Origin of the sequence: Chitinophaga alhagiae, from assembly GCF_003568665.1 — a bacterium.
GTDB classification, from domain to species: domain Bacteria; phylum Bacteroidota; class Bacteroidia; order Chitinophagales; family Chitinophagaceae; genus Chitinophaga; species Chitinophaga alhagiae.
The window spans coordinates 761,122-784,355 of sequence record NZ_QXMH01000003.1 but is presented as its reverse complement, the minus strand read 5'-3'; the positions used below and the strand labels follow the sequence as shown (position 1 = coordinate 784,355).

Genomic DNA, 23,234 nt, shown 5'->3' with positions numbered 1-23,234 from the left:
ATGCCAATAAGGAACTGGGGCATTGTCCTGGACCAGTTTTTAACTATTTTTGAAAGCAGGATCAGGATATAGATCCTGCTACGAACTCCGATTTTTGAAAACTTACACAGTTACTGAGATAGTCCCGATCTAACATCATAAAGCCGTTATTAATTTTAACGGCTTTTTTATTTATGTAATAAGTCTTAAATTGTCTATAAACAAAACACATGCCTACACGTCTTACACCAGAACAACTGAAAGAAAAGTTAGAATCTAAGTTTAAGTTCACAACGCAACCACCATTTACCCCTCTTGATTTGAGGTTTGAAGATGGGTGTATTTACAACGAAAACTTCATTTTCGCAGATTACATGATAGAAGAAGATAGCCTTCCAGGTTATTACAAGTTTAAGTTATCAAACTTTAGAAACAACAGTGGGAAAGAATCTAAACCGATTCCTGCTCCCTTTCGGGCTTTTGATGATATTATAATTGAAATTGATGGAGAACCTGAATTTAGGGTATATGCTAATTCATCTGGTGACGGAAGAGCAGTACAGGTAACTATTAAAGGCTATGATAAGCCAAAGTATGATACTCAAAATTAATCTGACCAACTTCTATAGCCGTTATTAAGTTAGCGGCTTTTTTTCTGCTTCTTTTTTTTATCCTCTTTGATAGCCTTTTCTACATCTTTTTTAGGCGTATTGGCTATTTGACCCATTGCTTCTTCAAACAGGGAGAAATTGTCCTTATTCTCGTTATTATTAGTACTTGAAGGTTTGGTATATTTTGATTTATCCGGCATTAAATGTTTGTTTGGTATTGTGCTATTTTTTGCTAATTTACGATGATCTTAATCAATTCCCCATAAAATGAGCATGAACAATTTTGACAAGCAAAAAAATGGCGATTTATTAAATTGTGTTAGCCTTGCAGATGAACAAAAATTTATCGCTGCTTACAATAAAATGGTAACTGCACTAAACGAGTATGAAAAAGAAATACATAAAGACCATCCTGAATTTGATGTTTCAAAAGTTTTTAAAATTGAATGCCTTCCAGATTTGGCATCCCATCAAAGAGAATTTTATGTAAGTATCTTTGTTGAAACAATTTATCCGAATATTCCCATTGAGATAATCAGTCAAATAGAGAAAAAGATTAGAGATATTATCAAATTCATACTTCTAACCTATAAAGAGCATCTATGATGCTAATCTGATATTTTCACAACAAATGTATTTTTTTCGTTCCTTGACCCTTCTTGAATCCATCTTAAAATATTACAAAGGGCTGTTTGTATTACTCGGTCAGGTGTTCTAATTACAACCATTGCTGCATCATTATTTAATTCTATTTTGTAAACCTTATCTGCTTCGCTTATTGTAAAACGATATTTACTATCTTCCATTATCATTTTAGTATTTAAATACTAAAATGCATCAGTTTTTATAGCCAAATATTTCAAAGAACTTAAAAATGGGGATTGACAGTTAAACCTTTCCAGTCAACTCCTTATAAGTTAGCCTACAGTTTACCCCTTCTAAACTATTCTCAAATCTTACTCCATTAGGCAATTGACGCGAATTATATCTATAAGAAAATTCATCACAATATCTCTGCAAATGTTTTCTGCTCATGTAGTGATACACCCCAATAACACCACGTTTGAATATTCCCCAAAAACCTTCTATACTATTCGTATGAAATGCTCCCCTTACAAATTCTTTTTGCTGATGATCTAGTACGACATGAAGGAATTTTTTATCCAAACCATTATATCCATGCCATTCATCTGATACAATGATTGAACCTTCTTTAATGTGTTCCTTTACCGAGGGCTGAATAGATGCTGAAGCCGTATCTGGCATAACTACTAATCGCAAATCTCCACCAGTGTGTAGCATTCCCAATACAGGCGTTTTATCCTTAAAACTTCTTCCTTGTGAATTTGGCACCTTCTTATGAGCATGACGGTTTTTATTCTTGCCCCCTACAAATGTTTCATCACACTGAATTACACCATCTAGCTTCTTGTCAAATGATTTTACTTTCAAGGCATATCTTATCCTTTGTGCCATGAACCATGCAGTCTTTTGCGTAACACCTAAGCTATTTGCCAATTGTATTGAACTAATACCTTTTTTGTGAGTAGTGATTAAGAATATAGCCATGAACCATTTCTGAAGATGGATGGGGCTATTTTCAAATATAGTTCCTTTGATAGCTGAAAACTGTTTGCGACAATCGCCACATTTATAACGGCTGTATTTACCTTTTAAAGTATAGATATTATTACAGCCACAAAAAACACAATACACACTGCCATGCCATCGCTTTGATGCCAAGTAATCCAAACATACATTCTTATCCCGAAATGTTTCTGCTATATCCAGTAAATTATTACAGTGCATAACTTCGATTAAATTCGTTAAAGCCATTTAGTGTTTTCCTTCTTAAATATTCCGGGAAAACCATTTTTGCAGTCCTAGAGCCAATTCTTATACAAATATACGAGAATTTATTGAATTGACGTATAATAATACGTCAATATTTTCTACTTTTGACCGAAATTTCAGGTATGAATGATCTACAGGATAAGCAGATTTTAGACGCTTTAGCTACCAAGTTTAAAGAAGCCAGAACCAAGCAAGGATTAAGCCAAAGAAAACTAGCCTTGATTGCAGGTATGGAATATAATCAGGTACAAAAACTTGAAAAAGGCGAATCAAACCTTCAAATAACCACAATTATTAGGCTTATGATAGCCTTAAATCTCACCCCTAATGATATTTTGCCTTATGGAAATGAATTGCCGTAATTTCCCCCATATTTAAACTATGGGTTTAACAAGTATATAGTTACCTAATTAAAATATCAGCATGAGAACAATCGCCATTGCCCTGTTATGCACCCTGGAAAAAATGCGGTCGGACAGGTGAAAACTTTCGTAGCGGCCCCCCCGCGGCGTTACGGTCCTCTGCTAACAAACAAATTTGCGGGCATTCAATAATTGATTCTGTTTCAATATCTTGCTACCTGTTATGCAAACAGGTGTGTCATAATTTTTTATGCAATTTGACCGTTGATATAAAAAAAGACTTTCCTTTGCCGTTCACCCTGAGCATATAAAAATAGCGTCATAGTACAGAAGCGCCTAACTTATGGACCACGAAGAAATTCAGGAACTTATTCTCAAGGAACATTACGGTCTTCTCTCGCCTGAAGAGCAGGAGCGGCTGAATGCCCTGCTGGCTGCCAGTGAGGAGGCCCGCAGCCTGCGGGAAGAAGTGCGGAATGCGGTGCCGAAAGAAGAAGCCCTGGAGGCCATGGAGCATTTTGACGTGGAAAAGAGTTATGACCTCATCCAGCATGAGGCTGCGCTGGTACGGCAGCGGAAGCGCCGCAACATGCTGGCCGGCGCGGTAACCGTGCTGCTGCTGGTGGCCGGGGCGGCCTGGTACATATTGTCTCCCGGTGCGGCCGCCGGGCCGGAAATAGCGGCCGGGGAGGGCGGTGCGGCCGGTGTAACCCTGAAGCTGGCCAACGGCCAGCGGATAGCGCTGAATGACAGCGGCCGCCAGACCATTACCATAGATAACGCCACGTTAACCGCCAACAACCGCCAGCTGGAGTACAACGGCGAGGGAGATGGCAGCGGCTGGAATACGCTCACGGTGCCCCCCAGGCTGGACTTCCAGGTGAAGCTGGCAGACGGCACCCTGGTATGGCTCAACAGTATTTCAGAGATCAAGTTCCCCTTCCATTTTAACGAAACAAAACGCGAGGTATATATCAAGGGCGAAGCATACTTCAAGGTAGCGCCCGATGCGGGGAAGCCTTTCATTGTACACACCAGCAATACGCACATTACCGTGCTGGGCACCGAGTTCAATGTGAACGCCTATAACCAGGGTATTATCACTACATCGCTGGTAAACGGCAAAGTGGCCGTAGCGGCCGAAGAGCGCCAGGTGGAGCTGAAGCCTGGTACGGAAGCCGTGGTACGGGGAGAAGAGCAGATAAAGGTGCAGCCTTTTGACAATGACCTGATCACCTGGCGGCGGGGGGTGTATTATTTCGAGGAAAGCCCTATGCGGGAAATTGCGGCTATGGTGGAGCGCTGGTATGATGTGAAGGTGGTGATGGACAATGCGGATGTGGCGGGGAAAGTATTCCGTATCAAGCTGTTCCGCAACCGGCCTGTGCAGGAGGTGGTAGATCAGATCAATGAAACGGGGCTGGTGAAAATGTATTGGGAAAACAACGTATTGCACTGTAAATAAAGCTTAAACAGGGTTCTTTTCCCCTGATAGTTCTATAAGTACATTTAGCACATAAAAATACACCGGGCCTTTCCAGGCCTGGTATTTTTTTGTAAAAACGCCTCAAAAACAGGGTGAAGTAAACCAACTTTATTTTTTAGGTATTTTTCCACAATTGGCTGAAAGTATCGGTGGTAGCAGGTTGTAGCGGAATGTGAGCAAAAATGGCCGGACACCTGGCCAACCCTTATTAACGTTAAGTTAACAAAAAGTGAATCATCAAATTAACATATTGCAGTCGTATTTTAACAATGTCTATTTTTATTCATTGTTGTAGAAAACGGAACCATTAGACTCGTTTCTCTCGCAAGTAGCCCTCTGACAAAAATTCCAAAACAATCCCTGAGTTTATTATCGGATTAACTTCATCCGTTCAACACCCGTCATCATTTTACTAAAATCTAACCTCGTTATCAGGGTATGGAAGATGTATTTATACTGGAAGGGCTGGCCAAAAGAAAGGAAGAGGCATACAGCGCTGTGTACCGGAAATATGCGAAACTGTTATTTGCACGGGCGTACCAGATCTTGCAAGACAAGCTGGAGGCCGAAGAAATGGTACAGGATTTTTTTGTGAACCACGTGTTGCGTTTCAGCAAGTGGGAGCAGGTTACACAGCTCAAGTACTATCTGCAAAAGGGCATTCATAACCTATGCATTATTCACCTGAACAAACAAAAACGCATCAGGCGTTACCGGTCCCAGTTCTTTATGGACGAGCACGCCGCTTTCCCCAACTCAGGTGAACCGGTCACGTACCAGCCCGCTATAGAAGAATACGAAAAATCTCTCCGGGACAAAATACTCTCCACCCTCAGTTACCAGCAGCAGACCGCCATGCGGCTGGCGTATGTTGAAAAGCACTGTTACAACGATATTGCATCTATCATGAAAGTGAGCCGGAACACCGTGAAAACACACTTGCGGCTGGCCCGGAAAAATATTGAGAAGTATGAGGCTTATTTTCAGACCCTTCTCCAAATGGCTTTGGTGGTAACGTTTATTAAGTTTTAGAACGCTAAATCGTACTGAGAAAAAGTTTGAAAATTCAAAAGAATTGCCGGTTTTTTAGAGCATTTTTTAGAAAATAGTAAATTCTTTTGAAAATGTATGATAGTCTTTCACCCCGATAGACTTAGTCATTCATCTAAGACTTAGTAAATAATTTTCAGAACTAGCAAACACCTCTTCGATGATGTCTCTCTACCGCATCGCTTCCCTTCGTGGGAAATGGCTCTTTATTGCCTTTATGGCATTAACTGTACAGGTAAATGCCGCCACCAACCAGGACAGTGCCGCCCTGGTGACCCTCAAGGTCAATAACGCTCCAATGGAAGATGTTTTTCTCCGCATAGAGGCTCAGACAGGTTTTTCATTCACGTATTCTACGCAGGTGCTTGACAAGAACGAAAAGGTTTCCGTGGACTTTAAACGGGAGCAACTCGGCGATGTGCTGCGGGAGCTGCTGGGGAAGCGGAACTTGCGGTGGGTGATCAGGGGCGGGGGGATCGTGATTTTGAAGGATAGCAAGCCGGCCTCTCAAATTGAGAGAGTTTCTGCAACCGATAGCATACCGAAGATAGACGTTAGGGGGGTAGTGACGGACAAGAGCGGGAACCCGATCCCGGGGGCTACGGTTTCGCTGAAAGGGCAGAGCAGGGGGCAGAGTACGGATGGGGAGGGGAGGTTTTATTTTACGAATATGCCGATGAACGGGGTGATACAGGTTTCGTCGATTGGGTTTGAAAGTGTGCAGATGAAGATACAGGGGCAGCGGGATGTGCAGATTAAGTTGGATACTTTGATACGAGAGATCAAGGGGGTGGAGGTGGTGTCGACGGGGTACCAGGATATTCCGAAGGAGCGTGCGACGGGGAGTTTTGTTAAGATTGACAATGTAACTATTAATAGGTCCGTGTCCACCAATTTATTGGACAGACTATTGAATGTGACGAATAGTCTAAAAACTGAAGGAGGAATAGGAACGAATATTTCCATTCGTGGTTTGAGCACTATACACGCAAATATGGTTCCGCTCGTTGTTATAGATGGATTTCCATACGACGAGGGCACCGGAAAGGGCGCTGCTGCAATAGCGTTAGATAACATCAATCCTAACGATGTAGAATCAGTAACAGTTCTTAGAGACGCGGCAGCTGCATCAATATGGGGTGCCAGGTCAGGAAATGGAGTAATAGTGGTCACAACAAAGAAGGGAGCATTAAACAAAAAATTATCACTTCAATTTAATGCGAGTGTAAATGTCACGGAAAGGCCCGACCTGAAAAAATTGAACATTATTTCGTCAAAGGATGCTATTGAATATGAAAAGCAACTTTTTAATAGTGGATTCTATAATGCCTACAACGGCCCTTTTTCTCCGACGTATTCATATCCTATTGTATCGCCTGCAATAGAAATTTTACTTGCTCAGAAGCGAGGTGAGCTATCGCAAGCCGAAGCTGAGAGGCAATTGGATGGGATGGCCATGCACGACGTGCGAGACGATATAGAAAAACACCTAATGCAAACTTCAATTAATCAGCAATATAATGTTAATGTGAGCGGAGGAGGAGGAAAGAGCAGCTATTATGGATCAATTGGTTATGATAATAATAGAGGTTATCTCAAAAGGGATGCGTTAGAGAGATTTACTTTTAGAATGGAAAATTCATTCAAACCGAATGAAAAAGTCGAGATAAATACCTTTATAACATACGCACAAAGCATTTCTCAAAACAATGGATATGATTACTTGAGATATATCGCTGATGGCGGTAAGAAGGCTGCGCCATATACACCTTTTGTAGATGCTGGAGGAAGCCTTATACATACGCCTACGACGGGCACACTCAGAGCGAAATATCTAGATACTGTCAATATTCCTGGTCTCCTAGATTGGCATTACAATCCGATTGATGAATTGAATTCGGCAGATAATATAGCCAAATTATTTAATACTAGAATTGGTGGTGGTATTAAGTACAATGTTCTGCCTGGACTATCAGCAGAAGTAAGAGGGCAATATGAAAACAGCTCAATAGACAATGAGTTTTACTATAGTGAGGAAACGTTTCTTACTAGGAATCTAATAAACAGATATATGTCTAGGGATGGGATGGGCAGGGTTCAATATCCAGTTCCACGTGGAGGAATACTCGATTATGTAACTGCAACCAGGCGGATATGGAATTTGCGTGCGCAGCTGAATTTTAACAAAACATGGAGAGAACATTCGGTATTTGGTATTCTAGGTACAGAAGGAAGAGAGTTCATTTATGAATCAAATACAGGTAGAAAATATGGTTATGATCCTCAGATATTCTCTTATAATACCACAATGGATTACAAAGGACTCTATGTAAATCGGCCTATTGGAAATACGCGAATCCCCGATGGAAATGCTTTAGTTGGAACATTAAATAGATTTCTAAGCTACTACGGGAATGCTGCCTACATTTTTAGGGGAAAATACAACGCTTCTATCAGTGGGCGTATTGACGGGAGCAACTATTTTGGGGTTAAGAGCAATCAACGAAGCATACCACTATGGTCTGCTGGGTTCGCTTGGAGTTTATCCGAGGAAAAGTTTTATAGATTTCGTCTTATACCAAAGTTGAAGGTACGCGCAACATATGGATATAATGGGAACCTAAATAATAATGCGACAGCAATGCCTACTACTAATTTGCAACCTGGAGACGGAATATATAACGATGGGGCTTCTTATTCTGGATTGCGAACGCCGCCCAATCCTGGATTGACATGGGAGAAAGTTCAAACGAGCAATATTGGCATCGATTTTTCATCTAAGAATAGGAGGCTGGATGGCTCAGTTGATGTATACCAAAAGAAGGGGATAAACTTGATTGGTGTGATCCAGTCTGAACCCACAACAGGGGTTCAAAGCTATACAGGAAATTATGCGTCTATGACTGGGAAGGGAATCGATCTGATTTTAAATGCGTTAATACTGGATAAAAATATCAAATGGACTGCTGGTTTTCAGATAAGCTATAATACAGATAAGGTGACTAATTATAATGCAGGAGAGTCGGTGCTCGAGCGTGCTATAAGCTATTTAAGTGGGGGGACGCCAATTGTGGGAAAACCGTTGTATAAATTGTACGCTTATCGTTGGGGAGGGCTCGATTCAAAAACGGGTAGCCCCTTGGGTTATGTAGCTGATACTATAGCACCGTTCAATATAGTACTCAGCGGAAATAACACTTTGCCGAAAGATCTAGTTTACATAGGGGATGTAAGACCTCCCTTGTTTGGCGCTTTTATGAATTCGTGGAGTTACCATGGTATTTCAGTTTCAATGAATATAGCTTATAAGTTCGGATCCTATTTTAGGAGGTCCTCGATAAACTACAGTAGCTTATTGACTAACTGGGGAGGGCACTCCGATTATGCCTTAAGATGGAAGAAGCCTGGCGATGAGAAAAAGACTAATGTTCCAGCTATACCCAGTACTCCAAACAACTATTATAATTTTTATGGAATGTCAGAAGTTTTAATTGAACGTGGCGATTTTATTCGACTGCAAGACATCCGGTTAGCCTATAGCGTTTATAGAAAGTATGATAACAAACTTCCGTTTTCATCTGCGGATGTTTACCTATATGCAAGTAACCTTGGAATAATATGGAAAGCCAACAAAATTGATATTGACCCCGAGAATTACATGCGCCCTAGGCAGAGAAGTATAGCTATAGGATTAAACGTTAAATTGTAGCAGCGCAGCTTCATTTTAATAGGTATATCTATCTTAAATATAGAGTATGAAACTAAAACGAATAAATATTATATTCTTTGTTGCATTAATGTTGTCGTCTTGTGCAAAGGAGTGGCTGGATATTAAATCTGATAAATCTTTGACAGTGCCCTTAAAGGTTGCTGATTTTCAAGCTTTACTAGATAATTCCAGTGTTTTGAATGTTGTATCAACGGTTTTTCAAGGAGAGATAGCAGCTGACGGTCATTATTATACTGATAATGATTGGAATGCTTATATGGGTACAACTTATCAAAATGCATACACTTGGACCAATGAAGTGGATGGCTATGTAAATGATTGGAATGCTCCTTATAATGCAATTTTAACTTTGAACGTAGTGTTAGATGGAGCAAGGAAGATTAAAGACGAGCCAGGTGCCGATGATGTAATCGCTCAGGCGCTATTCCAGCGCTCAAGATTATATTTTGATTTGGTCCAAACATTCAGCCCAGTATATAGGCAAGCGACTGCTGATGCTGTACTTAGCGTGCCACTTCGTCTAACAACTGACATTACTCAGCCATCTGTGCATTCCAGCCTTTCAGAAGTATATGCACAAATAATTGGAGATTTGAAACAAGCTGCTTTTCAGCTTCCAATTGATCCACTTTATGTTACCCGAGCCTCTCAGCCGGCTTGCTTTGCATTAATTTCTCGTGTATACCTTTCAATGCAAAAGTATGATAGCGCCCTGCATTATGCTAGCAAATGTATGGATCTGAAGAACCAGCTTATTGACTATAATACGATACCTACATCCAGCCAATTTATAGGGGTTAATAAAGAAGTCTTGTTTTTTAATTATTATGTTCCAATGCCTATTTTGGTAACTGATTATTTGATAGATTCAAGTTTTTTTTCTTTGTATGAGAAAGATGATTTGAGAAAGCAGACTTTTTTTCAAGTTAATGGAAGTCGGATACAGTTTAAGGGTACATATGGAAATAGTGCGACAGACGTTTTTGCTGGTCTTGCATTAGATGAGGTTTATCTTACTAGAAGTGAGTGTTTGGCTCGATTGGGACAAGTAGATTTGTCTATGAATACCTTAAATATATTACTTGAAACTAGGTGGAAGAAAGTAAATGGGACTTCAACTTTTACCGCAAAAGTAGCTAGTAACCAAAAACAAGCGCTTGAGATCATTCTTCAGGAGCGCAGAAAACAATTGATCCTTAGAAATGTTAGATGGATGGATCTTAGAAGACTAAATTTAGAGCCAGAAACAGCCGTTACTATTATAAGAAAGGTCAAAGGGGTAAGTTATACATTGGATCCGCAAAGTTACAGGTATGTTTTCCCTATTCCCAATGAGATTATACAAGTTACGAATTTGCAACAAAATATGGGATGGGAGCATTAGACATATCGTTAGCTTTTTAATAGAAATAATACCCGACGGAGGAGCTGTCGGGTATTATTTAACGATATGTTATGCTGTTCTATTGAATTTTGCAATAAACAGTTGAAACTGCCCATTTACGAGCGGGGTCACCACCAGGTCCATCTAAGTCAACTAAAGGGATTTCATCAAAGTTCGGAGTACTAGGATCGGTAACTTCGACGAAAGTGGCGCAGCAGAAAATGTTGGATTGCTCAACGCAAGCGATGGAAGGCTCTATGGTCGGAGCCACTGCCAAATACGGATCTGTAAGTATTTGTGATTTTGCCGCATTGCATGAAAGTGGATCTAAGGAAACCAGTGAAGGAGAAACTGGTGCTGCATCTGTAACGTCTACAGCCCTATAGCAGTTGGCTACAATAGCTTTCCCCGAAAAATTTGCCTTAGTGGCTACAGTGAGCCCAAGTGCGACAATTGCAACAACAGCTGCAAAGCTAATTTTTACGTGTTTCATTTTAAAAGTTTTTGTGTGAATAATGGTTTAATTCCCTGTTTTTGCAAGACAGGTAAACTTGTTTGTTGTACAACAAGAAATTGTGGGTAAGGGATAATATTGTTTTGAAATATGAGTATAGTGGATTACTTATTTAGATACTATAAAGACACCTAAGGGTTTCTTTTTTGAAGATATATACCGATAGCAGCCAAAAGAGTTAAAAATATATTCAATATTAGGTGTTGAGGCCAAGTCAAGTCGGAAATTATTCCACCACAACTGCAAGGAAGATTGGGTTCAAATTTCATCAGATAAGCGACATATGCTGTAAATACAAACATTAAAATAAAAGATGAATATAAACCGACAAGCCGTAGAGTTTTTGTTAGAAGTAGTATTGCGATAGCTACCTCTAGTAAAGGAATGAAAAGTGAAATAAATCTTGCATGTTGTTTAAAAATAGAGGAGTTAAATAGCTGGATTCTAAAGGATGTTAGATCTAGTAATTTGCTAACCCCAACATAAATCCAAAGCAGAAGAAAAATTGCGATTATCGACTCAAGCGTAAGCCTTTTTAACCTAAAATTGGTATGCTGACTGGAAACGTCTAAAGTTTTCTGCTTCATTATGATAATAGTGATTTTAACCTTTTTGGGAAGGCTGGGTTTAATTTTATTTTCTAACGACAGGGCTATTGAATATTTAGATAAATGCCTTAAGCTTAATTGTAATTTTATTGTTTGATATCAAAGCTACGCTCTGGAACTGTAAATACATGGCAGTGGAAAAAAAATATAAAAATTTATTGTCTTACTATAGCATAGCTAGGATATCAATAGCAGATGCTTTTGATTTTGTTGTTTTAACAAATGTTGTTGTGCTGTAATGTGAAGTGGCTATATTTTACCGGAATGGTTGATTTTCCAATGGTTTTGTGGAGTGAAGGTTACATTAATGGTGATATTATTTTAGCCGGGTAGTATTACAGCGTCAGGATTGTTAGAGATTAAGTTTCAGTCTATCATTAAAGATAATAGATAGCTGCGCTAGTGTTCGGTTCCAGTTGTGCGTGGGTTTATTCCATTTCGCACATATATTCTCCTGGTCCAGGAATAGGATTTTTATCAGGGCGCCTTCCGACTGGAAGGCGCCTTTTGATTTGGTGACAGCCCGTAGTTGCCGATGAAAGTCTTCGATGATATTGGGTGTGTACATGATCCTGCGTACATCCTTGTTATATTAAAAGTAGCTACTTAGGCTGGGCCGGTTCTTTCTCGAGGATTCGATAACTTTGGGATAGCGCTGTCCCCAATTGGCTCCAGCTGACTTAGGTTAAGCTCGGCCTGTTCCGCTGTTGCTGCCCGGCAGACGCTCTGAAGGTCCTTCATAAAAGGTTTTACATCCTTGTAGGAAAGGTACTTTTGAGAGTTGTGGGCCTGGTGAACTATACATAACTGAACTTCGGTTTGCAGAAAGATACTCTCTATGGCGTCAGCCAGGCGCCGGAGATTGTCTATACAGGCGATGAAAATATCCTGCAATCCACGGTTCTGCAAGCCGGTCAGTACCTGCAGCCAGAATTTTGTACCTTCGTTCTCGCCTACATACATTCCCAATAACTCCTTATAACCCCTCCTGGTTGAGACCGACAATACAATATACGGCGCGGCTGATAACGCGTCTTTCGTGGGAAACTTTGCAATGACTGGCATCTAGCCACACAAAAGAATAAACCCGTTCCATCGGGCGGCTACGCCACTCCTGGACCAGGTGCAGGATCTTTCGGTAACGCGGCTGATGGTGATCGTAGAGGCCTCCACACCATACATATCCATCAAATGATGGCGAATGTCGCTGTAACTGGCTCCCGGGCGTGTAAGGCGATGATTTGGCGGTCAAGGTCAACCCCGAGGGTCTTGTGCCGCTTGGCAATGAGCTCAGCCTCAAATCTACTATTACGGTCTCTCGGCCGGTCAATATCCACAGACCCGATGGGCGTTTTAACCTGCTTTCGACCTTTGCGATTCTTTCTGTTGCAACTTGCCCTCATCTTCGATGTGAGCTTCCAGTTCGCCTTCTAAAGCCCCTTCCCAGGAACTCTTTTAATAACGGAGCAAGGACCCCGTCCTTACTAAGAAGCATGTCGCCCTTCTTCAAACGGTTCGCTGCCTGCTTCTTAAATGCTTCAAAATCGAATAGTTCTTTGTCCATATTGTCAGTTTAAAGTTATGCAACTTCTAACTGACACGCTTTATGAAACAGTCTCTTTGGCCGAGACATTATATCGTTATGAATTAACTGGATTTATCATCAGTAGCTTCAAATTTGTACATGCCTTGATCTGTTCTTCAATATCGCTTATACTCATCCTTTTGGCATACAGCGATACGATCAGTTCCTAAACCCCTTCTCTGCAATCTCGGACTCGAGATGACTGGACTTAATTTTCTTCCTGCTGTACCCATAACGCGGGCATAATCATTGTGTTATGGTATTTGCATTTATACATTCTTCCAGAACAAGGCATTCTATTTCTCTTTGAGCTTTTGTTAGGAGTAGACCATTTTCTTTTAGCTCTTTGTTAATTTCGCTAATACTATTGTCCTTGAACGTGAGATCTATATTGATGTTTCCCTTTATGTTTGTTTCATCAATAACTCTTATGTAGGGCCTGCTGGAGGTGTTTTCATTAATTTTTATTTCTAGCGTTTTAGCTAAGGATTTAGTATCATTATTTTGAATGTAAATTCCATTTTTAGTATCTTCTAGTACAGGTTTTTCCGTTTCAGGCATATATATACGTCTTGTATTTGAGTTCATGCTCTTTAATACTAGCACTTCTTGAGCTATTTTTTTTCTAGTGCCTACTATTCCTACCTTTTCTGCTATGTCTTTCTTCATGCAAGAAAGTATTTGAGCGCTGTTAAAAAAGTATTTTCCTGCCTCTAGACGTAAAATATATGTATATGTATTTTCATGTGACCATCTCTCCCTGTCGTCAAATTTTATGGGCAATATAAGGTGTTGTAGATTGCTGTTTTTAGTCAGAATATTTCGTTCGTCATTAAATGAATATGCAAAACTTACTATTGATAATATGCTTCCGTCTATTATATCTAATCCTACACCTTCATTTCTATTATGATAGAATTTCGTAGTTGGTCTATATTCTATTTTTTGTTCTTTTTTGAAAATGGATCGATACCGAATTGAGTCGTTATTTTTATAATTTGCAAGTTCTGGATATCTTATTTCATTTATTGTGTCTAAACTTTTTATTCTATAGTCGTGGCTTATAGGATTATTGGAAATGAACGTTTCAATGCTTTGTTCAGTTACGCTAGTCCCTTTTGATGCGGCTACAAGAACGCCATATTCATTGAACCAGGCTACAAACGGAACAGCTGGTGGTGATATCAAATTAAATAAAACTGTATCTCCTACAATAAATGGTAATTTTGACTGCTTAAGTATTTTTGAATTTTTTTTTAGCCTAATGTATTCTTCTTCTGTATTATTTGTTAATGTGAGTATTGTGATATCATTGGCGAATTTTTGTTGTAGCTCTTCTAACTTTGGAAAGGAGGCAATACATGAGGTGCACCACTTGTTCCATAAATCCAATATTACCTTTTTCCCTTTTAGATCTGATGTTTTTATTTGAGCATACTGGTAATTTAGCACGCGATTGAGGACAATGTCTGGTATAGTGTCTCCCACTTCAAGAACTTTGTTTCTTTGGGTAGATTGTGATTTGAGATCATTACTAATGATAGCAAAAGTTGCTGCAATGATGATTGTTTTTATGCCTAGTTTTGTCTCTACCATATTGTGTAATTCTTAATTCTTTTTTACAGATGATCATTGTTGTATGAGCTCTGCAATTGTTTGATATAAATTCAGATCTGTTATTGGTAAGTTATTTTGATTTGTTTGGGTAACTGTTTTGGAGATATATGTAGACCTTATTATTTTACCATTTTTATCTACAAGTATGTATGCGGGTATTGCAGAAAGACCAAATATATATTTATTTGCTTCTTGAACATTATCAAGTCCATGAACCCATTTTGTACTATCAATTTTGACAGCTTCTTGCCATTTTTCTTTATTTTTGTCAATTGATATTCCTAATATGTTGAAACCTTTTGGATGGAAATCTTCATAAGCTTTTTTTAATAAAGGAATAGCAGAACGACAGGGGGCACACCAGCTTGCCCAAAAATCGATTAATGTATACTGACTATTTTTTGCGATATCTAGTATTGAGCGCTTTGAGCCATTGGTATCGGTGATAGTGAAATCCTGTATATATGTAATATCATTAGATGTGTCATTCCAATTGCTACTTTTGCTTCCCTTAATGTTGTTATGTAGTAGTTCCCCGTAATGGCTTGCCTTCGCTTTTTCGGTTAAGCCGGAATATAGAATAGAAATTTCTTCAGATGACAATAGCCCAGAAATGCGAGTCAACAAATGTGGGGCGTATAGCGAATTTGGATTGTGAAGGACGAATTTTTTATACTCAAGTAGTTTTTCTTCTTTCGTTAGTGATGAATCAGATATTTTCATCATTTTCTTATACTCGAGGTGTTCGGCAGAGCCTGACAACTCTAGTTTGGGCCAAGTTTTTAGTGTACCAGTTAGCTCCATGTTCTTATTTGTTAACCAGAGTGCCTCACTGCCCTTATTAGTAATAGATGTATCAAGTTTTAAGAAATAGTAGTTTGCCTGGCCATCTATATGGCCAATGAAAAGAAAGCTTTCTCCTTGGCTTGTTGCTATTGCTAAGGTGTCAGTATCCTGAACAAGATAGAGTTTTGAATTAGTTGGGAGATCTACTATCCTTCCCTTCAAAGTAAATCCCCCCGGCTGCTGAGCAATACAGACCGGAGTGCAACACAGCAGTATTGCTGACATAAACAAGAGCAAAAAATGCATGGTGAAGTGTTAAATAGATTTTATTTGGTCGCCTGTCATTTTGGCATTTTGCCTTTTCGGCTATGCTGTTATTCAATCAAAAATGACTGTGCTTCCATTAAAGTTACCCATGTAAGATTCGGAATAGTGCTATATAGGGTGAAGGATTTTTTTTTTTTTGCTTATCAAGAGAAAAAGAGTTCGACAAATTCTTGGCAATTCCTTAGATGTAGTATTTTAGATTATCGATGTAATAAAGGTGCTTGCAGGGATTCTTGTATATTTGTTATTACCGTATGAACAAACACCACCTCATCCTCCTGACCGCCCTTATATTAACCATCATCGCCCTCTGCCGGTGCCAAACCCGTCCGCCCAAACCTGCAGACCCCCGCGGCCCCCAATTTGCCGCCGCCCCCACATGCATCTCCTGCCACAAAGAGATCTGCGAGTCCTATGCGCAAACCGCCCACGCCAATACATCATCGCTAAAGCCCCCCGCCACCGCGGCCAACAACACCTTCCATTTCGGGAACAACATGGTGCTAAAGATCGAAAAAGAAGACACCACGCTCTACCAGGCCGCCTACACCAACGGCCACCAAACAGAAAAACAGCCCTTCGATGTTACCATCGGCTCCGGTAGAAAGGCACAAACATATTTGTATTGGAAGGAGGGGCAGTACTTCCAGCTCCCTATTTCCTGGTTTGTACCGGCCAAAAGCTGGGCTAACAGCCCTGGTTTTCCGGCAGATCATCCCAAATTTGACCGCGTGGTTCCCAGCACCTGCTTCGGCTGCCACAGCTCCGCCGTATCCGTAAAAGATGAAATAACCGGTGTACAAAAGGTAGAAAAGTTCGAAAAGAGGGAAATGATAGCCGGTATAGATTGCCAGCGCTGCCATGGCCCCGCCGCGGAACACGTAAATTACCACACCGCGCACCCGGAGGTAAAGGAAGCCCGCTATATGGTCACCATAGACACCCTGCACAACATACGCCAGCTGGATATGTGCGCCCTCTGCCATTCCGGCCTCCGGCCTTTCCAAAAGTCGCCCTTCCAGTTCAAACCGGGCAATGCCCTGGCGGAGTACCTGCTGCCCACCGTTCCCTTCCCGCAGAAACCCTCGGAAATGGACGTGCATGGCAACCAGTACCAGTTACTGGCCGCCAGCCAGTGTTTCATACAAAGCGGGCAAACCATGAACTGCTCCTCCTGCCATAACCCGCATGTGACGGAGCGCACAGACATGCAGCTGTTCTCGCAACGCTGTATGAGCTGCCATCAGCCGGAGAGCCACAACTTCTGCACAAACAGGGAGCTGCCGGTCAAAACCCTGCAGCAGAACTGTATAGATTGCCACATGCCTGCGCTCCCCTCCAGCTCCATTACCCTGTTGACCAACGGCCAGAAAAGCCCCACGCCGGATTCCATCCGTACGCACCTCATTGCGGTCTACAACAAATTACCGTAACCGGCTCACCCAACCGCTCCAAGTAATCATCCCGCCGGCCACATTGACCGGATTTTGCTAGCTTTATTGCTGATATGTACCGATTCTTATGCATGCTGCTGCTGGCCTGCCTGGCTGGCGCCTCCCTGTACGGGGCGGACAAGGAAAAGGCGGACCGGTGCCAGCACTTCATTCAGCAGGGCAACCGCCTGTTGTGGCGTTATGAGCCTACCCAGGCCTGGGAGCAGTACCACCAGGCACGCCTCATTGCCCTGGAGCTGGAAGACGATTACCTGTATGCGCACGCCCTGCAGGGCCTCGGGCAGGCCATCTGGTATACGGGCAGGTTTCACGAAGCGGCAGACACCGTAAGGCTGGCCGTAAAGTACTTCCGCCGCGCCCGCGCTAAAATGGACCAGGCCACGGCCCTCCGTATTTTGAGCAATATTTATGACGACATAGGAGATTACGAGTCTGCCTTCAAAACCACTACGGAAGGGTTGGAGCTGTACAAAGGCAGCAAAAATAACTTCAACTACGTGCTCTCCCTCACGCAAATGGGCGCCCTCTACCGCAGCATGGGAGATTTTGAAACGGCTCTGGCCTACTACCGCAAAGCGGAGCAGTTAGGCCCCACCCGGGCGGAGTACCCCTACCGGGAGCTGTACCACCGTATGGGCGAGCTGTATGCAGCCATGGGGCATACCAAAGAGGCAAAAGAATTTTATGCAAGGGCGCTGGAGGGCAATGCCGGCCGCAAGCTGGTACGCATGCGCCTGGGCAACCTCTACCTCCAGGAAAAGAATTACGACCTGGCTTTCCGTTACTTTGACTCCCTGCACAAAGAAGCCCGCCGCATTACAGACATCAACATCATCATTGGCAGCATGCTGGGCCTGGGCAGGGTATACCTGGTACGCCATCAGCTGGATAGTGCGCTTAAAATGGCTTACGGCTCCCTGGAGCATTCTTCCCAGGGCGGCGCCCGCCAGCCGCGCCAGCAGGCTTATGAGCTGCTGGCCGCCATTTATGAAGAAAAGGGAGAAGATGGCAAGGCCCTGGCCTACCATAAGCAGCAGGAAGCGCTGAAAGACTCCATTATCACGGATAACTTCAGGCGGAAAATGTTCAGCTTCCGGCAGGAGGCGGAGGCCGAGCGGCTCAAAGGCCAGCGCAATGTGCTGGTGCTCTGCATTGCGGGGGTATGTATACTGGCCCTCTTTGCCTTTTTCATTATCAGCCTGCGGTACAAAAACGAAAACCTGAGCCTGCAGCAAAGGGCGGCGGAGCTGGAAATGAAATCGCTCCGGGCACAGATGAACCCGCATTTTATCTTCAACTGCCTCAGCTCCATCAACCACTTTATCCTCAATGAGGAGAGTGACAAGGCGTCTGAATACCTCACCCGCTTTTCCCGCCTCATCCGCACTGTGCTGGTGAACGCGGGCAAAACCACCATCACCCTGGAGGAGGAGCTGGATATGCTGCGCCTGTACCTCAACATGGAGCAGTTGCGGTTCAAAGAGGCGTTCGATTATTCCATTGAATTTGAACCGGGCGTAGAGCCGTCCATGATATTTGTGCCGTCTTTTATTTTGCAGCCCTTCTGCGAAAACGCCATCTGGCACGGGCTGCTGCATAAAGACGGGAAAGGAAGGCTGAATATCCATTTCAGCATGAAGAACGATGTACTGGTATGCATCATAAAAGACAATGGCATTGGCCGCGAAAGGGCGGCCTCCTATAAGTCCGCCCCGGTAGAAAAAGTGGCGTCCTTCGGTAACCGGCTCAGCGCGGAAAGGCTGGCGCTGTTTAATGACGACCAGTCCGGTGCCTCCTTCATAACAGAAGATATCAGGGACAATAAGGGAGACATAGCGGGAACTTCGGTAATTTTAAAGATCAAAAACAAACAGGTACATGATTAATGCGGTGATCGTAGATGATGAACACTATGCTTCCCAGGCCCTGGTTACCTTGCTCAAAAAACACTGTCCTGATGTGGCGGTAATGGCCGTGTGCAACAACGCCAAGGAGGCCGTGAAGATCATCCGGGACCTGCGGCCCCAACTGGTGTTCCTGGATGTGGAGATGCCCTGGCTCAACGGCTTTGAGGTGCTGGAAATGCTGCACCCGGTGTTGTTCGACTGCATTTTTACCACCAGCTATGACCAGTATGCCATCAAGGCCATCCGCTTCAGCGCGCTGGATTACCTGCTGAAACCGGTAGACCCGCAGGAGCTGAAAGCGGCGGTGGCGCGCGTGTCTGAAAAAAGACCGGGCTCCCTGCAGCAGCAGATGGAGCTGTTGCTCTCCCGTCTGCAGCCTGCTACGGTAGACCGTATTGCCCTGCCCACGCTGGAGGGCCTGCAGATCATACCGGTAAATTCCATCTTGTATTGCAGCTCCAGCAGCAACTACACCATTTTCAACCTCACCGGCAACCAGAAGCTCATTATTTCCCGCACCCTGAAAGAGATAGAGGAAATGCTGGAAGAGCACCAGTTCCTCCGTGTGCACCATTCTTATCTTGTGAACCTGAAAGAGGTGCGCAAATACAACAGGGGAGAAGGCGGCAGCCTGCTCATGAGCGATGGCGCCAGCATAGATGTATCCCGCTCCCGCAAGGAAATGCTCCTGAAAAAGCTGCAGCCGGGCAAATAGGCAGGCAACGGCTCATCCGTTCCCGTCAACTGCTCAATGCTTGTTGGCCCCACCTGCCGCCTGCCATAGTTTTACGGTATGAAAGCTGCCTGCACCGTTTTTGCCGCCTGTTTATACCTGGCCTGCGCCCCGGAAGCGGCCGCGCAGCGGAAAGACACGGTCAGAACGCTGAAGGAAGTGAACATATCTGCCCGCCGCCCCATGGTGACCCGCAAGGCAGACCGTTACATCATCAACATAGAGAACAGCGCGCTGGCCAACGGGTATGACGGGCTGGACGTGCTGCGCAAATCCCCCGGCCTCTGGGTAAGCCCGGACGGCGGCATACGCATTGGCGGCACGCAATCTGTTATGGTGATGATCAACGACGTGGTGCAGCGTATGTCTGGCCCGGAGCTGGCGGAATATCTTAAAACGCTCCGCTCGGAAGATATTGCCAGAATAGAAGTAATTGCCAATCCCCCCGCCGAGTTTGAAGCAGCCTCCTCCGGCGGCATTATTCACATCATCCTGAAAAAAGGCCGCCAGCAAGGTATCACAGGTACCGCATCCGCACAGTACAAACAACAGGGCAAAAAGCCGTATGCGGGCGCTGGTCTCTCTGTAGATTACAAGCTGAAGAAGCTGTATGTTTTCGGCGGCTTCAACTATGTGCGGGACAACAGCTTCTACACCGGCTACACGGCTACGGATTATGCAGACAAAAGCAGCATCTACTATTACAATGAGCGGGATAATAACAACCGCCGCGCCCAGTACCGCGGCGGGGTGGTATATGATATCTCCGCCGCCCACAGCCTCACCCTGCAGCACAATGGCAGCAGCAGCCGCCTCTTTCAGCGTTTTTATTCTGATATAGATTACAACCGGCCAGACCAGCCCGCCACCGGCAACGCCTTTACGGAATGGGTCAGAACGCCGCGCTTTGGCAGCTCCACCCTCAGCTATGCCTGGAATATGGACAGCCTGGGCTCTTCGCTCAAGGTGATTGCCGATTACTCCCAGGCAGATAAGGAAGAGACCAATACCCTCGTGTCCCGCTACTCGGATACCGCGCTGAGCGGCGGCCTCCGCACGGCCACGCCCAGCGGTACGGACATGTACAGCGCCCAGGCGGATTATACCAGGGCCTTTCGCAACAAGTCCGGGGTGAGGGCCGGGCTCAAATATGTGACAATAGACCGCCATAATACCATCCTGGCCGAAGACCGCGCCGGTACCGGCTGGGCAAAAAACAGCGGCGCCAGCGATGATTTCCGGTACCGGGAGCAGTTGCTGATGTTTTACGGTGCTTACGAAAGGCGGATCAACAAGACCAGCATCAAGGCCGGCCTGCGGGGAGAGCAAACCTGGTCCCGCGGCCACTCGCTTATTACGGGAGAGACCATTTCGCGCAACTATTTTGGATGGTTCCCGTCTTTATTTGTAGATCATACCCTGCAGGAGCAGGAAGGCAACTCCGTTCACCTCAACTATTCAAGACGGGTGCGGCGGCCGGCCTATAATGATCTGAACCCCTACCGCCTGCAGGTCAATGACTTTGCGGTGCTGGTGGGGAACCCGAATTTGCAACCCCAATACACACATAGTATACAGGCAGGTTATACCTGGCACCGGGAGTACACGGCAGACCTATATGTTAAAGCTACCACTAACTATATAGCGCAAACTGCCCGCACTTTGCAGGAACGTGTAATTGAGCACATGTCAAAGAACTACCCGGGTCATACCGAGGTAGGGTTGTCTTTGAGCGCGCCTTTTACCATTCTCAAAAACTGGCGCGCGGATAACGGCTTGTTGCTATATTTTGCTACCACGGAAATAGATGAGGTACGGATCTCCCGTACCTCTATTTCTCTCAAAACCATGCATACCTATACCTGGCAAAAGGTAGCGGACTTTGACCTGTACGCGGAGTACAATTCGCCTTTTACAAGGGATAATTCCCGCATGGCCCATATCTTTTATGTAGACCTGGGCATGTCCCGCCGCATCCTGCAAAACAAGGCCCGTGTGCGCCTCAGCATAACGGACATCTTCAACACCTTTGCGGAAAGGTCTTTTACAGAACTGGCCGGTACCACCATGGATTTTTACCAGAAAAGGCCCACCCGTACGGCCGCCCTCTCTTTTATGTGGAGCTTCAGCGCGGGCAAGGCGTTCACCAAAAAGCGGATAGACGCCAATAATTCTGACGAAAAAAGCAGGATGAACTGACCGCGGGCGGCGCGGTACTAATGATCGCGGTTAGGCTGCAGGGCGGGCCGCACGGTTTGCCGCACAAATTGCCGGGGGCTGACGGACTTTATTTTCCTGAATTGTTTGTTGAAATGAGACAGGCTGTCAAACCCGCACTCCGCGGCAATGTTGGAAATGCGCAGGTCTTCTTCATATAACAGCTTGCAGGCATAGGCAATGCGGATCTCGTTCACGTATTGTATGAAAGACTTGTTCGTTCTTTTCTTGAAAAAACGGCAGAACGAAGTGGGCGTCATAAACACCTCTGCCGCCATTTGCTCTACGGATAATTGTTTCCTGAAATTGGCCATGGCGTATTTCTGCACAAAGCTGATCCGGTTATCGTGGTCTTCATGCACGCTGTTCACAAAGTTGTTGCTGGATATGTAATACAGTTCCTTGGCATTGCTCATGATGTTGAGGATAGACAGCAGCAGCCCGATCCTTTCAATGCCTGTTGTTTGCAGCAACTGGTTGAGCTTCAGTTTCACCGTCCGGATAACGTCCGGGTCTTTTACCGTGATGCCCCGCAGCGATTGCTCCAGGAAATCATTGATAGTGGCCATCTCGGGAATATTGCAGAACACGTGGCCGAAAATGTTCATCCTGAAATGCACCGCCATGGAGTGAGATGACATGTCTGGCTGCTCCGTCATGCTGCTGCGCCACTCATGCGGGATGTTGGGCCCCAGCAGCACAAGGGAGTTGTTATCATAGTCCAGCACCGCGTCCCCGATCAGCAAAGTGCCCCTGCCGCGGTTGATGAACGTGATCTCGTATTCAGGGTGGTAATGCCAGGGATTATGCATGTATGGCCGGGCATTTCTCCAGGCCTTGAAAGATTCGTTCACTACTTCCACATGCCGCATTAATACTGGTTTCATAACGCTTTTTTTAAAGTCACTACATTTTGTAATTTACCTAAAATTATCGCATAAGGGATAATATCGGAGCATTTTTAGATATTTTTGGTGGAGTACTGCGGTCAATTTTTCTCCAATTTTGAACTGTCAACCAATTCCTGTTC

General features: G+C 44.0%; 20 protein-coding genes and 1 pseudogene. 11 read left to right on the top strand and 10 right to left on the bottom strand.

The window, feature by feature from the left end; translation table 11 throughout:
* Positions 1–209 precede the first annotated feature (209 nt).
* Complete coding sequence (locus D3A97_RS19270; protein ID WP_119080140.1) at positions 210–590, top strand: hypothetical protein; 381 nt, start codon at positions 210–212, stop codon at positions 588–590.
* A gap of 29 nt (positions 591–619) precedes the next feature.
* Here the strand turns inward: D3A97_RS19270 and D3A97_RS24890 are convergent, their stop codons facing one another.
* Complete coding sequence (locus D3A97_RS24890) at positions 620–790, bottom strand: hypothetical protein (RefSeq protein ID WP_157986637.1); 171 nt, start codon at positions 788–790, stop codon at positions 620–622.
* A gap of 73 nt (positions 791–863) precedes the next feature.
* On the opposite strand from D3A97_RS24890, the gene D3A97_RS19265 reads away from it, so the two are divergent.
* Positions 864–1,196 carry a hypothetical protein gene (locus D3A97_RS19265; protein ID WP_157986636.1) on the top strand — a complete coding sequence of 111 codons (333 nt, stop codon included), beginning with the start codon at positions 864–866 and terminating at the stop codon, positions 1,194–1,196.
* Positions 1,197–1,198: 2 nt separating this feature from the next.
* Here D3A97_RS19265 and D3A97_RS19260 read toward each other — a convergent pair whose 3' ends face one another.
* Entirely contained in the window at positions 1,199–1,396 is a 198-nt protein-coding gene (locus D3A97_RS19260; RefSeq protein ID WP_157986635.1) for a hypothetical protein, read from the bottom strand.
* A gap of 82 nt (positions 1,397–1,478) precedes the next feature.
* Positions 1,479–2,426 (bottom strand): IS1595 family transposase, encoded by a 948-nt coding sequence (locus tag D3A97_RS19255; RefSeq protein ID WP_119080137.1) that lies wholly within the window; start codon positions 2,424–2,426, stop codon positions 1,479–1,481.
* Positions 2,427–2,548: 122 nt separating this feature from the next.
* Here D3A97_RS19255 and D3A97_RS19250 point away from each other — a divergent pair, with 122 nt between their 5' ends.
* The 5 genes from D3A97_RS19250 to D3A97_RS19230 all read left to right on the top strand — a co-directional run bounded on the left by D3A97_RS19250 (position 2,549) and on the right by D3A97_RS19230 (position 10,456).
* Positions 2,549–2,806, top strand: a complete 258-nt coding sequence (locus D3A97_RS19250; RefSeq protein WP_198674076.1) for a helix-turn-helix domain-containing protein — start codon at positions 2,549–2,551, stop codon at positions 2,804–2,806.
* Between the two features lie 343 nt (positions 2,807–3,149).
* A complete protein-coding gene (locus tag D3A97_RS19245) occupies positions 3,150–4,271 on the top strand; it encodes a FecR domain-containing protein (RefSeq protein WP_119080135.1) in 1,122 nt (373 codons plus the stop codon).
* Between the two features lie 459 nt (positions 4,272–4,730).
* Entirely contained in the window at positions 4,731–5,324 is a 594-nt protein-coding gene (locus D3A97_RS19240) for an RNA polymerase sigma factor (RefSeq protein WP_119080134.1), read from the top strand.
* 178 nt (positions 5,325–5,502) lie between these two features.
* Complete coding sequence (locus D3A97_RS19235) at positions 5,503–9,051, top strand: SusC/RagA family TonB-linked outer membrane protein (protein WP_119080133.1); 3,549 nt, start codon at positions 5,503–5,505, stop codon at positions 9,049–9,051.
* 46 nt (positions 9,052–9,097) lie between these two features.
* Positions 9,098–10,456: a RagB/SusD family nutrient uptake outer membrane protein gene (locus tag D3A97_RS19230; RefSeq protein ID WP_119080132.1), complete on the top strand. Its 1,359-nt coding sequence runs from the start codon at positions 9,098–9,100 to the stop codon at positions 10,454–10,456.
* A 79-nt stretch (positions 10,457–10,535) separates the two neighbouring features.
* On the opposite strand, the gene D3A97_RS24885 is transcribed toward D3A97_RS19230, so the two are convergent.
* From D3A97_RS24885 to D3A97_RS19190, 6 genes and pseudogenes are all read right to left on the bottom strand, one after another.
* Positions 10,536–10,949 carry a hypothetical protein gene (locus D3A97_RS24885; protein ID WP_157986634.1) on the bottom strand — a complete coding sequence of 138 codons (414 nt, stop codon included), beginning with the start codon at positions 10,947–10,949 and terminating at the stop codon, positions 10,536–10,538.
* Positions 10,950–11,101: 152 nt separating this feature from the next.
* Positions 11,102–11,557 carry a MauE/DoxX family redox-associated membrane protein gene (locus D3A97_RS19225; RefSeq protein ID WP_119080131.1) on the bottom strand — a complete coding sequence of 152 codons (456 nt, stop codon included), beginning with the start codon at positions 11,555–11,557 and terminating at the stop codon, positions 11,102–11,104.
* A gap of 627 nt (positions 11,558–12,184) precedes the next feature.
* Positions 12,185–12,674, bottom strand: a pseudogene (locus tag D3A97_RS25385) (transposase).
* A gap of 91 nt (positions 12,675–12,765) precedes the next feature.
* Entirely contained in the window at positions 12,766–12,981 is a 216-nt protein-coding gene (locus tag D3A97_RS25380; protein WP_119080127.1) for a transposase, read from the bottom strand.
* Positions 12,982–13,409: 428 nt separating this feature from the next.
* The gene (locus D3A97_RS19195) at positions 13,410–14,759 is read right to left on the bottom strand and encodes a TlpA family protein disulfide reductase (RefSeq protein ID WP_119080126.1); all 1,350 of its coding nucleotides are present in this window, start codon (positions 14,757–14,759) and stop codon (positions 13,410–13,412) included.
* A 33-nt stretch (positions 14,760–14,792) separates the two neighbouring features.
* The gene (locus tag D3A97_RS19190) at positions 14,793–15,872 is read right to left on the bottom strand and encodes a TlpA family protein disulfide reductase (protein ID WP_119080125.1); all 1,080 of its coding nucleotides are present in this window, start codon (positions 15,870–15,872) and stop codon (positions 14,793–14,795) included.
* A gap of 275 nt (positions 15,873–16,147) precedes the next feature.
* Here D3A97_RS19190 and D3A97_RS19185 point away from each other — a divergent pair, with 275 nt between their 5' ends.
* The 4 genes from D3A97_RS19185 to D3A97_RS19170 all read left to right on the top strand — a co-directional run bounded on the left by D3A97_RS19185 (position 16,148) and on the right by D3A97_RS19170 (position 22,186).
* Complete coding sequence (locus D3A97_RS19185) at positions 16,148–17,326, top strand: multiheme c-type cytochrome (protein ID WP_119080124.1); 1,179 nt, start codon at positions 16,148–16,150, stop codon at positions 17,324–17,326.
* A gap of 74 nt (positions 17,327–17,400) precedes the next feature.
* Positions 17,401–19,233 (top strand): tetratricopeptide repeat-containing sensor histidine kinase, encoded by a 1,833-nt coding sequence (locus D3A97_RS19180; RefSeq protein ID WP_119080123.1) that lies wholly within the window; start codon positions 17,401–17,403, stop codon positions 19,231–19,233.
* Positions 19,226–19,969 carry a LytR/AlgR family response regulator transcription factor gene (locus tag D3A97_RS19175; protein WP_119080122.1) on the top strand — a complete coding sequence of 248 codons (744 nt, stop codon included), beginning with the start codon at positions 19,226–19,228 and terminating at the stop codon, positions 19,967–19,969. The genes D3A97_RS19180 and D3A97_RS19175 overlap by 8 nt, the downstream gene beginning before the upstream one ends.
* A 78-nt stretch (positions 19,970–20,047) precedes the next feature.
* On the top strand, positions 20,048–22,186 hold the full coding sequence (locus D3A97_RS19170; RefSeq protein WP_119080121.1) for an outer membrane beta-barrel family protein: 2,139 nt from the start codon (positions 20,048–20,050) through the stop codon (positions 22,184–22,186).
* 17 nt (positions 22,187–22,203) lie between these two features.
* Here D3A97_RS19170 and D3A97_RS19165 read toward each other — a convergent pair whose 3' ends face one another.
* Positions 22,204–23,091, bottom strand: a complete 888-nt coding sequence (locus tag D3A97_RS19165; RefSeq protein WP_119080120.1) for an AraC family transcriptional regulator — start codon at positions 23,089–23,091, stop codon at positions 22,204–22,206.
* Positions 23,092–23,234 lie beyond the last annotated feature (143 nt).